The sequence below is a fragment of the Marivivens sp. LCG002 genome (genome assembly GCF_030264275.1).
GTDB lineage: Bacteria > Pseudomonadota > Alphaproteobacteria > Rhodobacterales > Rhodobacteraceae > Marivivens.
Window position 1 is genome coordinate 1,116,990 of sequence record NZ_CP127165.1, and the last position, 14,113, is coordinate 1,131,102.

General features: G+C 60.0%; 12 protein-coding genes. 9 read left to right on the top strand and 3 right to left on the bottom strand.

Translation table 11 applies throughout. The features are described 5' to 3' along the window. Positions 1 to 372: 372 nt before the first annotated feature. The 9 genes from urtA to QQG91_RS05690 all read left to right on the top strand — a co-directional run bounded on the left by urtA (position 373) and on the right by QQG91_RS05690 (position 11,174). Entirely contained in the window at positions 373 to 1,659 is a 1,287-nt protein-coding gene (gene urtA / locus QQG91_RS05650; protein ID WP_285771995.1) for an urea ABC transporter substrate-binding protein, read from the top strand. A 95-nt stretch (positions 1,660 to 1,754) separates the two neighbouring features. Continuing rightward, positions 1,755 to 3,689, top strand: a complete 1,935-nt coding sequence (gene urtB / locus QQG91_RS05655) for an urea ABC transporter permease subunit UrtB (RefSeq protein WP_285771996.1) — start codon at positions 1,755 to 1,757, stop codon at positions 3,687 to 3,689. A gap of 4 nt (positions 3,690 to 3,693) precedes the next feature. Continuing rightward, entirely contained in the window at positions 3,694 to 4,911 is a 1,218-nt protein-coding gene (urtC, locus tag QQG91_RS05660) for an urea ABC transporter permease subunit UrtC (protein ID WP_285771997.1), read from the top strand. Then, positions 4,908 to 5,648 (top strand): urea ABC transporter ATP-binding protein UrtD, encoded by a 741-nt coding sequence (gene urtD, locus QQG91_RS05665; protein ID WP_285771998.1) that lies wholly within the window; start codon positions 4,908 to 4,910, stop codon positions 5,646 to 5,648. Before urtC ends, urtD begins: the two co-directional genes overlap by 4 nt. Before the next feature lies 1 nt (position 5,649). Beyond that, entirely contained in the window at positions 5,650 to 6,345 is a 696-nt protein-coding gene (gene urtE / locus QQG91_RS05670) for an urea ABC transporter ATP-binding subunit UrtE (RefSeq protein WP_285771999.1), read from the top strand. Between the two features lie 57 nt (positions 6,346 to 6,402). Next, a complete protein-coding gene (locus QQG91_RS05675; RefSeq protein ID WP_285772000.1) occupies positions 6,403 to 7,728 on the top strand; it encodes a CoA transferase in 1,326 nt (441 codons plus the stop codon). Between the two features lie 97 nt (positions 7,729 to 7,825). Next, positions 7,826 to 8,473 carry a hypothetical protein gene (locus tag QQG91_RS05680; RefSeq protein WP_285772001.1) on the top strand — a complete coding sequence of 216 codons (648 nt, stop codon included), beginning with the start codon at positions 7,826 to 7,828 and terminating at the stop codon, positions 8,471 to 8,473. Positions 8,474 to 8,582: 109 nt separating this feature from the next. Next, entirely contained in the window at positions 8,583 to 10,211 is a 1,629-nt protein-coding gene (locus QQG91_RS05685; protein ID WP_285772002.1) for a hypothetical protein, read from the top strand. A 66-nt stretch (positions 10,212 to 10,277) separates the two neighbouring features. Then, positions 10,278 to 11,174, top strand: coding sequence for a 1-acyl-sn-glycerol-3-phosphate acyltransferase (locus tag QQG91_RS05690; protein WP_285772003.1), 897 nt, complete (start codon positions 10,278 to 10,280; stop codon positions 11,172 to 11,174). Here the strand turns inward: QQG91_RS05690 and QQG91_RS05695 are convergent. Genes QQG91_RS05695 through QQG91_RS05705 form a run of 3 tightly spaced genes read right to left on the bottom strand, consistent with a single transcriptional unit; the run spans position 11,164 to position 14,026 of the window. Then, the gene (locus QQG91_RS05695; protein ID WP_285772004.1) at positions 11,164 to 11,979 is read right to left on the bottom strand and encodes an NAD-dependent epimerase/dehydratase family protein; all 816 of its coding nucleotides are present in this window, start codon (positions 11,977 to 11,979) and stop codon (positions 11,164 to 11,166) included. The genes QQG91_RS05690 and QQG91_RS05695 overlap by 11 nt on opposite strands. After that, positions 11,976 to 12,809 (bottom strand): glycosyltransferase, encoded by an 834-nt coding sequence (locus tag QQG91_RS05700; RefSeq protein ID WP_285772005.1) that lies wholly within the window; start codon positions 12,807 to 12,809, stop codon positions 11,976 to 11,978. The genes QQG91_RS05695 and QQG91_RS05700 overlap by 4 nt, the downstream gene beginning before the upstream one ends. Then, positions 12,806 to 14,026 carry an NAD-dependent epimerase/dehydratase family protein gene (locus QQG91_RS05705; RefSeq protein WP_285772006.1) on the bottom strand — a complete coding sequence of 407 codons (1,221 nt, stop codon included), beginning with the start codon at positions 14,024 to 14,026 and terminating at the stop codon, positions 12,806 to 12,808. The genes QQG91_RS05700 and QQG91_RS05705 overlap by 4 nt, the downstream gene beginning before the upstream one ends. Positions 14,027 to 14,113 lie beyond the last annotated feature (87 nt).

The following is a 14,113-nucleotide window of genomic DNA, read 5'->3' on the forward strand; positions in this document are numbered from 1 at the left end:
TGCAGTCCTTAACGGCATGACTCGGGAGATGTTCAGGGGGATCAATTCGGACAGTTTGAAGCATGATTGCGACAGGGGCATCGAAGCGTCGCACAATCTTTAGGCGATATCTGGTAAATCGACCGTTTTTAAGGCGGTGACCCTGAAAACAACGCTTATTTATTAATCGATAGATTGCAGGTCGGGCGAGAGTAATCGCAGATTGCTGGTGCGAGATCATCGCTCAAGAGCCGCGGGGGGCCACATCCTGGCAGATACCGACCCCCACGCGACAACAGCAAAAAATGCTGCGCCCCTTCATAGCGCATCCGACCGAATGTTGCATAGCGTTCGTTGGACCTGTGACGTTGCGTAGCGGAAAACGGGGAACACATGTTCAAGAAACTTTCTCTTTCTGCTCTTTCGACTGCTGCCATTATCGCGGGCGCCGGCTCGGCCATGGCGCAAGATTGTCCGATCAAGGTTGGCGTGCTGCATTCGCTTTCGGGGACGATGGCGATTTCCGAAACCACTCTCAAAGACACGATGCTCATGCTCGTCGAGCAACAGAACGCCAAGGGCGGCCTCCTCGGTTGCGAGCTTGAAGCCGTAGTTGTCGATCCCGCATCCGACTGGCCGCTCTTTGCGGAAAAAGCCCGCGAGCTGCTCACCGTGCACGAAGTGGACGTGATGTTCGGAAACTGGACTTCGGTATCGCGTAAATCGGTTCTTCCCGTGATCGAGGAACTCAACGGACTTCTGTTCTATCCCGTCCAGTACGAGGGCGAGGAATCGTCCAAGAACGTCTTCTACACCGGCGCTGCCCCGAACCAGCAGGCTATCCCTGCGGTCGATTACTTCCTCGAAGAACTCGGCGTTGAAAAGTTTGCGCTGCTTGGCACCGACTATGTCTATCCGCGCACCACGAACAACATTCTGGAAAGCTACCTGCAGTCCAAAGGCATTGCCGCCGAAGACATCTTTGTGAACTACACGCCCTTTGGCCACTCGGACTGGGCGACCATTGTGTCGGACGTCAAGGCGCTTGGCGCGGATGGTAAATCGGTCGGCGTGATCTCGACCATCAACGGCGACGCCAACATCGGCTTCTACAAAGAACTCGCCGCCCAAGGCGTTTCGGCCGAAGACATCCCCGTGGTGGCCTTCTCGGTCGGTGAAGAAGAGCTTTCGGGTCTCGATACCTCGAACCTCGTCGGTCACCTTGCCGCTTGGAACTACTTCATGTCGGCAGAAACCCCCGAGAACGAGGCCTTTATCTCGGCTTGGCACGAGTTCATCGGTGATGAAGCCCGCGTGACCAACGACCCGATGGAAGCGCATTACATCGGCTTCAACATGTGGGCGAACGCTGTGACCGCAGCAGGCACCACCGATGTCGATGCCGTTCGCACCGCGATGTATGGTCAAGAGTTCCCGAACCTCACGGGCGGCACTGCTGTGATGAACGTGAACCACCACCTCTCCAAGCCTGTTCTGATCGGTGAAATCCGCGCAGACGGCCAGTTCGACATCATCTCGCAGACCGCAGAAGTGGCGGGTGACGCTTGGACCGACTACCTCCCCGAGAGCGCTGTTCTGATCTCGGATTGGAAGGACCTTGGCTGCGGTATGTACAACACCGAAACCCAGACCTGTGTTCAGCTGACCTCGAACTACTAAGACCCCAAAGGGCAGGGGGCGTGCGTCGCTCCCTGCCTGTCTCTTCCTCTTCGTAATACCCCCTCGCGGCCCTGCCGCCCCCAAGGAGAGCGCTCATGTTCCGCGCCCTTATGATCGCTTGTGCCCTGAGCCTCGGTGCTCTTTCGGCCGCAGCGCAAGATCTTCAGTCCCTTCTCCAAACCCACGCAGACGAGGTCGCCAAGCCCTCGCGTCGATCCGTCGAAGTGGTGGTGCAGGATCTCGCCCAAAGCGGGCTCGAGGCCGCGCCCGAGTTTCTTCTGCGCTGGCAGAACAAAGATGTTTACCAAAGCAAAACGGACGGGCTTTTCTACTATGTGGCGGGAACGGACCCGCTCACGCTCGTCGACATCGAAACGGGCCAAGAGGTCGGCACCGCCGACAAGCGCGACCTTGAACAGCTCAAACCCAATGCAGGCGTGCGCGGCGTCCTAGGGAGCGCACTCGTCCAGTTCCAACTGTCCGACCCCGATCCATCGACGCGCACGGCGGCGCTCGACTCGATCGCGCGCGACCCCAGTGCAGAGCAACTCGCGCCGCTTGCCGCCTCGATCGAAGGCGAAACGGATACCGCGATCCTTGCCCGCAAAACGCGCCTTCTCGACATTGTCACCGCACGCTTTGGCGATGACACCGAAATGCGGATCACCGCAATCGAGCGGCTGTCGCAAGACGTGAGCGTGGATGTGCGTGCCGTCTTCAACCAGCTTCTGGTGTCCACCGATGGCGTTGCGGCCACCGCGCCCGAAGGCAATATCGCCGCGATCCGCCGTGTTTCAAAGGACATGGACGCCGAAACCGCCTATGCCGAGCTTGCCGCCGCAGGTCTGGCGCAGCCGCGCATCACGCCCGAGGCGCTCAAGGCGGCCCTTGTTGCCAATATCGTCGAGGGCCAAGTGGCGGGCATTCCGGTGCACCAGCTCGATACCGAAGAGGCAAGGATCAAGGCATACTCCGCTTTGGCCGAAGTCGGTCTTGTGCCGCCCTTTGTCACCGACGAGGTGCGTGATGCGGCCATCGCCTCGCATGTCTTTTATACCCAATACGCCGAGCCTGATGCCGAAGTGACGGCCGCTGCGCTTGATGCGCTGAACGGGATCGAAACCCGCGTGGGGCTGATGCAGATGGCAGACCTGACGCTTGACGGTCTGTCGCTTGCCTCGATCTATTTCCTTGCGGCCATCGGTCTTGCCATCACCTTTGGCGTGATGGGCGTGATCAATATGGCCCATGGCGAGTTCATTATGATGGGCGCCTATACGGGCTATGTGATCCAGCAGGTGATCCCCGATTATACCATTTCGATCCTCGTCGCGCTCCCTGTGGCCTTTGCCATCACCTTTGCGGCGGGCGTGACGATGGAGCGTCTGGTGATCCGTCACCTCTATCACCGCCCGCTCGAGACGCTTCTTGCGACCTTCGGGATTTCCGTGGCTTTGCAACAGCTTGCCAAGAACATTTTCGGCACCCAAGCCCGTCCCCTGACGTCGCCTTCGTGGCTTGACGGGGCTTTGGTGTTCAATGATGTGGTCTCGATCAGCTATATCCGCATCGCGATTTTCGTCCTTGCTGTGCTCTTCCTCGGCCTGATCCTTTATATCCTCAAGCGCACGCGTCTCGGTCTTGAAGTGCGCGCCGTAACCCAGAATCCGGGGATGGCGGCTTCGATGGGGATCAATCCCGATCGGATCAACATGCTCACCTTCGGCCTTGGGTCGGGGATCGCAGGGATCGCAGGCGTCGCCATCGGTCTTTATGCCAAGGTCACTTCGGAAATGGGCGCGGACTATATCGTCCAGTCCTTTATGACCGTGGTTGTCGGCGGTGTCGGCAACGTCTGGGGCACGCTGGCAGGCGCCTCTCTGATCGGCTTCCTGCAAAAGGGGATCGAATGGTTCAACCCGTCGAACACGCTGGCGGCCCAGACCTATATGATCCTCTTCATCATCATCTTCATCCAATTCCGGCCCCGCGGCATCGTCGCACTCAAGGGCCGCGCAGCAGGGAACTGAACCGATGTTGACAAAGTTCCTCACCCGCAACCCCTCGACGCTCTGGTTCCTTCTGGCGCTTGCGGTCTTTACGCTTGGCGTGACCGTGCTCTCCGAATCGACGGGGGCAGGGCTCATCTCGACCTCTTTTGTCAAAACTCTGGGCAAGACCCTGTGTCTGTGTCTCATCGCCATCGCGATGGATGTGGTTTGGGGCTACTGCGGTATCCTCAGCCTTGGGCATTTCGCCTTCTTCGGGATCGGCGGCTATGCCATCGGCATGTGGCTGATGTATGCCCGCACCGAGGAGATCGTCGCAGGCTCGCTCACCCAAGGTGCGCTCCCCGCCACGCCGCAGGAGCTTTCCGACGCCATCGGCACCCAGATCTTCGGGGTTGTCGGCTCGTCCGAATTCCCGCTGATCTGGTCCTTTGCCGATAGCCTCGGGCTTCAGCTTCTCGCCATCCTGATCGTTCCGGGGCTCTTGGCGCTGGTCTTCGGCTGGCTTGCCTTCCGAAGCCGCGTGACGGGGGTTTACCTCTCGATCCTGACCCAAGCGATGACCCTCGCGCTTTCGCTTTATCTCTTTCAGAACGACAGCGGGTTGCGCGGGAACAACGGCCTTTCGGGGCTCCAGAATATTCCCGGCCTTGCCCACATCGGACAGGATGTCCTCTCGGTCTGGTTCTTCTGGGCTTCGGCGCTGGCGCTCGGTCTCGGGTATGTGTTCTTCGCCTTCATTACCTCGGGCAGGATGGGCAGCGTGATCCGTGCCATCCGCGACGACGAATCCCGCGTGAGGTTCCTTGGCTATCACGTTGAAACCTATAAGCTCTTTGTCTTTACGGTAACTGCGATGGTCGCCGGTGTCGCGGGCGCTCTCTATTACCCGCAGGCAGGCATCATCAACCCCGCCGAAATCGCTCCTATCGCCTCGATCTATCTCGCGGTTTGGGTCGCCATCGGCGGGCGCGGACGGCTTTACGGCGCTGTCATCGGTGCGGCCTTTGTCTCGCTCCTGTCGTCGTGGTTCACAGGCGGGAGCGCCCCCGACATCAATCTCGGATTTTACGTGATCAAATGGACCGATTGGTGGCTGGTGCTGCTTGGGCTCTCCTTTGTCGCGGTCACGCTTTTCTTCCCCAAAGGGATCGGCGGTCTCTTCGATTATGTCGCGATCAACAGGCAGGGGGATTTCGGCCCCGATGACGGCGCATGGCGTCAAGAGGAGGGTCAGCCATGAGCACTTTGTTGGAAGTTTCGGGCATCTCGGTGACCTTCGACGGATTTCGCGCGATCAACAACCTCTCGCTCCAGATCGGCCAGCCCGAGCTGCGCGCCGTGATCGGTCCGAACGGGGCGGGCAAGACGACCTTTATGGACATCATCACCGGCAAAACCAAACCCGACGAAGGGCGCGTTTTGTGGGGCGAGCGGTCCGAAAACCTCCTCGGGATGAGCGAGAGCCAGATTGCCCGCGCGGGCATCGGCCGCAAGTTCCAGAAACCCACCGTCTTCGAGGCGCAAAGCGTGCGCGAGAACCTTGCGATGGCCCTAAAGGGGGATCGTGGCCCCTTTGCCGTGCTGTTCTATCGCCGTTCGGCACAGGATGCCGCGCGGATCGAAGAGCTTGCGCAGGAAATCGGACTCTTCGATCACCTCGACCGCCCCTCGGGGGAGCTTTCGCACGGGCAAAAGCAATGGCTCGAAATCGGGATGCTTCTTGCACAGGACCCGCGGCTGCTGTTGGTCGATGAACCTGCCGCAGGGATGACCCCCGCCGAGCGCGAGCAGACCACCGATCTTCTGGTGCGGGCGGCCCGAACGCGGGCGGTGATCGTGGTGGAACATGACATGGAATTCGTGCGCCGCCTCAATTGCAAGGTCACAGTCCTTCACGAAGGCTCGGTCCTTGCCGAAGGCTCGCTTGACCATGTGACCAAGAACCAGGACGTGATCGACGTCTATTTGGGGCGCTAAGATGCTGGAAATAAAAGACCTCACTCTCAAATACGGCCAGAGCCAAATTCTCAACGGCATTTCCATGACGGCCAAGCCCGGTCAGGTGACGGCGGTGATGGGCACCAACGGGGTGGGCAAAACCTCGCTGCTCAAGGCGATTGCAGGGCGTCACCCCTATGCGGGGGGCACGATCACGCTCGATGGCAAACCGCTCGATCATCTGAGCGCTTTCGGGGCTGCGCGGGCGGGGATCGCCTATGTGCCGCAAGGACGCGAGGTGTTCCCGTTGATGACGGTGCAGGAAAACCTCGAAAGCGGGTTTGCGTGCCTTCCCAAGTCGGAGCACAAGGTGCCCGATAGGATCTTCGACCTCTTTCCGATCCTCAAGGATTTCCTCCATCGGCGCGGCGGGGATCTTTCGGGCGGCCAGCAACAGCAATTGGCGATTGCGCGGGCGTTGATCACAAGGCCGCGGGTGTTGCTGCTGGACGAGCCGACCGAAGGGATCCAGCCCAATATCATCCAGCAGATCGGCCGCGTGATTGCGCAGCTTCGGGACGAGGGCGAGATTGCGGTGGTGCTGGTCGAACAGTATTTCGACTTTGCCTTTGGTCTTGCCGACGAGTTCTATGCCGTCAATCGCGGCGAGGTCGTTTTGCACGAGCCCAAGGCCAAAATCGATCGCGCGCGGCTTCTCGAGCGGGTATCGATCTAGCGGCTTGATCTTGGTTCTGCGGTGCAGCACTCTGGCCTCATCGGCTTGGAGTATGTGATGCAGGCTATTTTGGAGCGGGTCGAAGCGGCTCTCGGCGTTTCGGACGAAACGGTCCTGACAGTGACCGGCATCGGCGATTTGCCCTCGGCTTTCCCTGTCAGCGACTTTGCGGTTGTGACGGTCGGTGCGGCGGGTCGGGCTGCGGCGCGCCTTTTCGGCGGGGACGGGGTCACGGTGGACCGCCGTCTTGCCTCGCTCTGGTTCGGCATGACGATCCGGCCACAAGGCTGGGAACTGCCGCCGCTTTGGGACCCGATCGCGGGGGATTACGAAACCGAAAACGGCTGGATCAGACTTCACACCAATGCCCCCCACCACCGCGACGCCGCGCTCAAGGTGCTCGGCCCGCACAGGTCGCGTGACACCGTGGCCCGAGCGGTCGCAAAATGGGACGCAGAGGCTCTTGAAACGGCTGTGATCGCCCAAGGCGGGGTTGCCGCGCAAATGCGCTCGACCGAGGCATGGCGCGCCCATCCGCAAGGCGCGGCCGTTGCGCTCGAACCCCTGTTCCACAAAATCACTCGCGCAGAGGGCGGGGGCTGGACCCCGCGTGGCGCGACGCTCTCGGGGCTCAAGGTGCTTGATCTCACGCGGATTCTCGCTGGGCCCATCGCAACGCGCTTTCTGGCGGGGCTGGGCGCGGATGTCCTGCGCATCGATCCGCTTGACTGGGACGAAGGCGCTGTGATCCCCGAAGTTACGCTCGGCAAGCGACTTGCGCGTCTTGATCTTGGAGCGAAAGAGGGACGCACCCGATTTTGCGATCTGCTTCGACAGGCCGATGTGATCGTGCATGGTTATCGGCCCGACGCTCTTGCGCGGTTCGGGCTGTCCTCAGAAGAGATGCATGCGATCCGTCCGGGATTGGTCGAGGTTTCGCACAGTGCCTATGGCTGGAGCGGCCCTTGGGCCAAGCGGCGCGGCTTCGACAGTCTCGTGCAGATGAGTTCAGGGATTGCGCATCGTGGGATGGTCCACGCGCAAAAGACGCGCCCCGTCCCGCTTCCCGTTCAGGCGCTCGATCATGGGTGCGGCTATCTCGATGCGGCGGCTGTGCTGCATGGTCTGGCTCTGCGCCAAGCCACGGGACGGGGGTGCACGCTGCGCCTCTCGCTTGCGAAAACGGCGGATCTTCTGATGTCCTCCAGCGGTGGCCCGCAGGTCGATCTTGCGCCCGAGACGGAGCACGACCTTGCAGCGCAGGTTGAGGCGACCGACTGGGGGCCTGCGCGGCGTATCCATGCGCCTTTGACCATCGGAGGGCGCACCTTGGACTGGGCAAAGCCTGCGCGGCATCTCGGATCGGACGCCGCAGCGTGGTAGCGATGCTCGACTTTTCGCCGATGCCGCGATTTGGGCTTGGTGAACGCAAAGCGCTGTGGCACTCAGGGCCAGATATTTTAAGAACGTTCAGGTATTCATGACTTTTTCGGGTAAATTGGTTGGGTTGCTGATCGGCTGCTGTTGTGCGACCGCTCTGAGTGCGGAAAGTCTCGACTTCGATCTGCGCGGTTTCGGCGGCTCGATCGGCTCTATGACGGTCACGGTGAATGCCGTGGATGCAGTGACCGACGGGATGCCGCTTGATGCGTTCAACGGCACCTTCAAGGCCGAGCGTAGCGGTGACGCTTATGTCGCGGACCGTATCAGCGCCAAAGGAGATCGCCGCCTCATCGAAATCGGGTTCGCGGGCCAGAGCGTGGCCACCGTGTCGGTCGATCCTGTGGAGGACCGGACCGAGTTTTCGGTGCCAGGCGCGGTGGACGAGCCCGTTGTATCGCCTATGGAGGTTCTCGCCGCCGCGATGAGCGCGCAGATTTGCGGCAAGACGCTGACCTTTTACGATGGCCGCCGCATTGTCGACCTTGAGATGCAGGGCGCAACCAAAGAAGGCGAGGAGGGCTTTGTTTGTAGCGGGCGTTATCATATCCGCCGCGGACCGGGGCACGGCTCGATCCTCAATATCCGCAGTCTTCCGATGACGCTCCATTTCCCGTCGGCCACGGCCCCTGTCTCATCGATCGAAACGCGGCTTATGGGGTTCGGGCTCTCTGCCGAGCGCAAGTAAGCCAGCGCAAAAGTCACAGTTCGGGTTTGATGCGGGTTTTTGCGGTCTCGTTGCTTGAAAAACGGGCAATAGGGGCGCAGGAGGGCATCATTCTAAAGGTGGGATTGCCATGACGTTTTCATCCAAGACCAATGCAGCGGGTGCCCGCCGCTTTCTTACATCCGCTCTCAGTGCTCTGGCTCTTGTGACTGGGGGCGCAGCGCTGGCCGAGGATCGCTATCCCTTTGCCGACCTCCCCGAGAGCTTTGTCGGCATGATGAATGGTCAGCTGCAACCCAAATCCACCTTCAGGCCCTATGTGGGCTCTGCCCAGACCGCGCCGAGCGTGTCGGGCGGTGGCACGGGCCGTCAGGTTTATTTCGGTGGCTGGCGCTATCGCGGTCAGGGCGATTGGCAATTGGGCTGGAATACGTCGATCTATGACGATCCGCCTGCCGCGCCGATCCATTCGCGCAGCGAGAACATCACCCAACTGACGATGGGTTTGGATTTCAAATACCAGCTGCTCGAGACCGAGCGCCTGTCGGCGTCGGTCTTTGCCGGAGGCGAGTTCAACTATTACCGCAGTGGTGCGGTTCTGGGCGCGGGGGCCAAGCCGCAGTTCTTCTCGGGCACGCTCAGCCTTCCTGTGACCTATCGGCTTTCGGACGATCTTTGGGTGTCGGGCGAGGTGGGCTATTCCCACGCGGGCACCACGGTCGAGGGCGAAACGGGCTTCGGCGGTCGCGGCTTTGCCTCGCTCGGGGCGGCGTATCGTGTGTCGGACCGCGTTTTTGCCTATGGCGCGGCCAAGGTCCTCAAACGCAATCTCGCAGGTGGGATCGACGCACAGGATCAGGGCGGCAAATCCTATCTCTATACCTTGGGCGGTCAATACACATTGACCCCGCAAAGTGCGATCAACGTCTATGTGACCAATGCCTATAGCCCATTGCCCGTCGGTGATGACTGGCTCTTTTATCCGGACAAGGTCAATCCCGTCTTCGGCTTCCTTCTGACCTATATCCCGAGCGGCAAAGGGGTCGGCGAAAGCGCCGTCACCTTCCGCCCCGCAGAGCGCAACGCCCCTGTGGCAAAGCGTTTTGCCGATGGCTTTACCGTGACCTCGCCCCATACGCTTGCCTCGGACCGTTTCCGCGCGCGGCTCTCTTACGGATCGGCAGGACAAAAAGAGATTGCCCTTTTCCATACTATCGACCCCGATTTCCAGTTCGAACTCGCCTTCGAGGATTTCGCGCTCGGCACGGGATCGAATTTCCGCAGTGAAGCGGTTGAGGATACGCGCTTTTTCGTCGGGGGGCGGTGGCAGGCGATGGACGTGGCCTATGGCCATCCGTTCAACCTCGGCTTCCGTGTCTTTGCGGGCCGTGACATCCAGAAACCGACCAATGGCGTGATTTATGCCGAAGGCTCGGCCTCCAAGCGGTTCGGCGATCTTGAAGTGACCCTCAACCCGCGCTTTGCGGCCTTTGCAAAAGAGCTGCGGGCAGGGCTTGGTCTTGGACTGTCCTATGACTTCAGCGACAGCTTGACCGCTATTGCCGAAGTTACGCCGCTGCGGAACGACGACCCCGTCTGGGCGGTCGGTCTGCGCAAGAGCTTTGACGATGTTCCCTTTACGGTTGATCTCTTTTCCACCAATGCGGCGGGTCTGAACGGGATCGGCTCTTTGCTCAGCAATGATAAGCCCCAGATCGGTGTATCAATCCACTGGGAAACCGATTTCGACTGGCTCTGATAGGGCTTTCTTGTTCACGCGCGATACGATAAATCCTGCGCAAGATGTCTCGACGAGGAAATTGTAGTGCGACAGAGATTTGAAACGCTTCTATTGGAACGCGCACCATGGTTCTTTGATAAGAAGCCGCACATCTGGGTTTTGCGTGAATTTCTGTCGAAACTCCTGCGGTTCGAGCCGACGCTCGAAGTCGGGGAATACTACAAGGATTTGCCGATCGACCAGTTGATGGGCGATCTCAAAGACAAGCTCGCCAAGAAAGTCACGATCAAAGGACTTGAGAACCTCCCCAAGGAGGGACCCGTTCTCGTTGTGGCCAACCATCCCACGGGGATCGGTGACGGGATCATTATGGACTATGTGATCTCGCAGGTGCGCAGCGATCTTCGTGTGTTCACGAACCGCGACATTCTCAAGGTTCTGCCCCAGTTCGAGGAGTTCATCGTTCCCGTCGAATGGCGCGCCGACAAGCGGTCGGTCGCAACGGTGCGGCAGACCATGGCGGCCTATCGCAAGACCTATGAAGAGGGGCAGATCTGTGTGATTTTCCCATCGGGCCGAATTGCCAAACGGCGCGGGATCACGCTTCACGAGCGGGCGTGGATGGCGGGTGCGTTCTCCTTTGCCAAGAAGTTCGACGTGCCGATCCTGCCGATCAACATGCAGGCGCGCAATTCGTGGCTCTTCTACCTTTTCGACAAGGTGCATACCAACCTGCGTGACATCACCCTGTTCTACGAGATGTTCAACAAGGGCAAACAGCAGTTCAACATCACCATCGGCGAGTTGGTCCAGCCTTCTGATCTTCCTGATGACATCGAGGCATGCAGCGCGATCATGCAGGAAAAGGTTCTGAACCTACCGTCCAAGGACACCCGACTTCCCGGGATCATGCAGGTGAGCAATCTGCCCCTTACGGCGGTTGTGCGCGACGAAGCGGAGCTTCGCCGTCTCAACGCCTGATGAGGAGAGGGAGCGTCTCGTCCAGTCGCTCCCATCCGCCTTTCTTCCAGCCCAAACCTTCGAGCCGCGCGGTGTTCATCGCGCTGACCGGGGTCGTTTGTCGGGCGGGAAGAGGTGTGGCGCAGCCCGTCAGGGCCGCCACACGTCCAAGGATATCATGTGTATCAATTGTGATGTCCGACACGTTATAGACCCCGCTAGGAGCAAGCGCGAGAGCCTCGATCGTTCGGGCAAGGTCGGCGCCGTGCACTTCGGTGGCGGCACGGGGCGGCGGCGTAAGGCCGCTTGCGAAATCCTCGAACAGGCCCGCCCATTTGTTGTCGGCCCCTAGCGCGCCATAAACGCCAGTAGCCCTAAGGCACTGACCGATGAAATGGGTGTCCGAAAGCGTCAAAAGCGCCTCTTCCGCTTGGAGTTTGACCCGCCCGTAGAGCGTGTCGGGGCGGGGGGGCAGATCTTCGGCCAATTCGGTCCCTGCGGGATAATCGCCGTAAACCGCCCGCGAGGACAGGAATACCACACGGGGCACGTCAGAGGTTTTCGCCGCTTCGAAGAGCACAATGCTGCCGTCGAGGTTGGCGCGGATGAAGCCTTCGGGATCGTCGCCTTCGCCGCCCCGATACCGCCCTTTGACATGGGCAAAGGCGCAATGGACGACAAGATCCATCCCCCCGAGATCGGGGCGATCCCCAAGCCGATAGCCCGTCTCGCGCGATAGGATGCGGACCTCGTGACCCGCACCCGAAGCCCAATCCACAAAGAAGCGCCCGACAAGGCCGCTTGCGCCTGTGATTGCGACTTTCATTCCTTGGGGCCCTTGAGTGACGCAAGATCGGGGATGTCGATCCCGCTTTCATAGGCCCGCCACAGGTCGATCAAGGGGCGAAGCCTCTCGGCCTTGGCATGGTCTTCCCACGGTTTTTCATATTGGAAATGAAGGACTTTGATCGCCTTCCAGTCCCAAAGCTCGGGCATGGCGAACCAGACGTATTGCAACATGTTGTAAAACACAGGAAGCCCGTGCCAGTCGGGGAAATAAGCTTCGAGAAAGGTCTGATCGGTGCGCCGCCAAAAGGCATCAGGTGTATCAAGCCGTTCGAGCATGGCGTCGAATGTCGCGCCCGAGGGACGCGCGGTAAAGACGCCCGAATTCATCCGATGGAAATCGGCAAGGCTTTCGTAAACATTGGGCGCGGCGCAAAACTCGGGATAGTCGAACAGCCTGTCGATGTTCCGAAGCACCAGCGTATCGGCGTCGAGAAAGACGCAAGCCTCATAGTCGAGCTGCCAGAGCCGCAGTTTGCAGAAATTATCGAGCGGGGTATGGAACGCGGGCTTGGTGCCTTTGGTAAAGGGCGCGTTTGCGTGGAGCCTGTCGCGGGTGTGGGCCGCGTTGAATGCCTCTGACGTGGGAAGAAGCTCGGTCGCAACGAGCCGCGCCCCAAGATCGCGGAGCGGGGCAAGCGATGCCGCATCGACGCCGCCTGTGTGTAGGACAACGATGTCCGCCTTTGTACCTGTGAGCGTCAAAGACCGCACCAAGGCCTTGGCCCCGCGCGCAAAATCGGCATTGGTCACAAGCGTGACAAAGGCGCGGGGCGACCGCGCCTCTCTCTCTGCGGTCAGACCGTTCATGATACCGATCTAAGGCGCTTGCCCTCGGGATCGATTTCAACGCGCTTGGCGATGTCCTTGGTCCATGCCGATACGGCGGGGACGCGCTTGCGGTCGATGCGGTGGGCGTATTTCTTGGCGACCTCGACCACTTCGGTCAGAAGTCCGTCGGCAAGGGTGGTGGGCTTCAATCCCAAGGCAAGGAAGCCGTTGTTCTTGACGATAAGGTCATTCTCGGCCGCCTCTTTGCGCGGATTGGGAAGATAGGCGACCTTGGCCCCCGTGAGTCCCGCCACCAGTTCGGCCAGGTCGCGCACGCGGTGCGTTTCGGTCATCTGGTTGAAGATCTTGACGCGCTCGCCAGATTTGGGCGCGTCCTGAAGCGCAAGCTCGATACAACGCACCGTGTCCTGAATATGGATAAAGGCGCGGGTCTGGCCGCCCGTGCCATGCACGGTCAAAGGATAGTCGATCGCGGCCTGAATGAGGAAGCGGTTCAGCACCGTTCCATAATCGCCGTCATAGTCGAAGCGGTTGATAAGTTGTTCGTGGCGGCGGGTCTGGTCTGTATGCGTGCCCCAGACGATGCCCTGATGCAGGTCGGTGATCCGCAGTCCGTCGTTCTGGGCATAGAATTGGAACAGGATCTGATCGAGCGATTTGGTCATGTGATAGACCGATCCCGGGCGCGTGGGATAAAGGATTTCAAGCTCGGCCTTGCCGCCGTCGATCTTTTCGACCTCGACATCAAGATAGCCTTCGGGGATCGCAGCCCCGACAGTGGAATAGCCGTAGACGCCCATCGTTCCAAGATGCACGAGATGCGCGTCGATCCCTGCTTCGACCATCGCGGTCAAAAGGTTATGCGTCGCGCCGACATTGTTGTTCACGGTATAAGTCTTGTGGATGTCCGACTTCATCGAATAGGGCGCGGCGCGCTGCTCGGCGAAGTGGATGATCGCATCGGGCCGCTCGGCGTCGAGCCATTGGCGCAGGCGCTGGTAGTCCTTGGCAATGTCCAGAAGGTGGAAATGGAGCGTCTCGCCCGTCACTTCCTTCCAGATGCGGCAGCGCTCCTGAATCGAGTCCATCGGAGTGAGCGACTGGACCCCAAGCTCGGTGTCGATCCAGCGGCGGCTCAGGTTGTCGAGAATATGGATCTCGTGTCCCGCATTCGAAAGATGAAGCGCGGTCGGCCATCCGCAAAAACCGTCACCACCGAGAACTGCAATTTTCATGACCTTATCCCAACGCAATTAGTATGAACTCGCGCAAAGGGATAGCGGTCCCGATGCCCTATGTCATTGGGATTTTTGTATCAATTC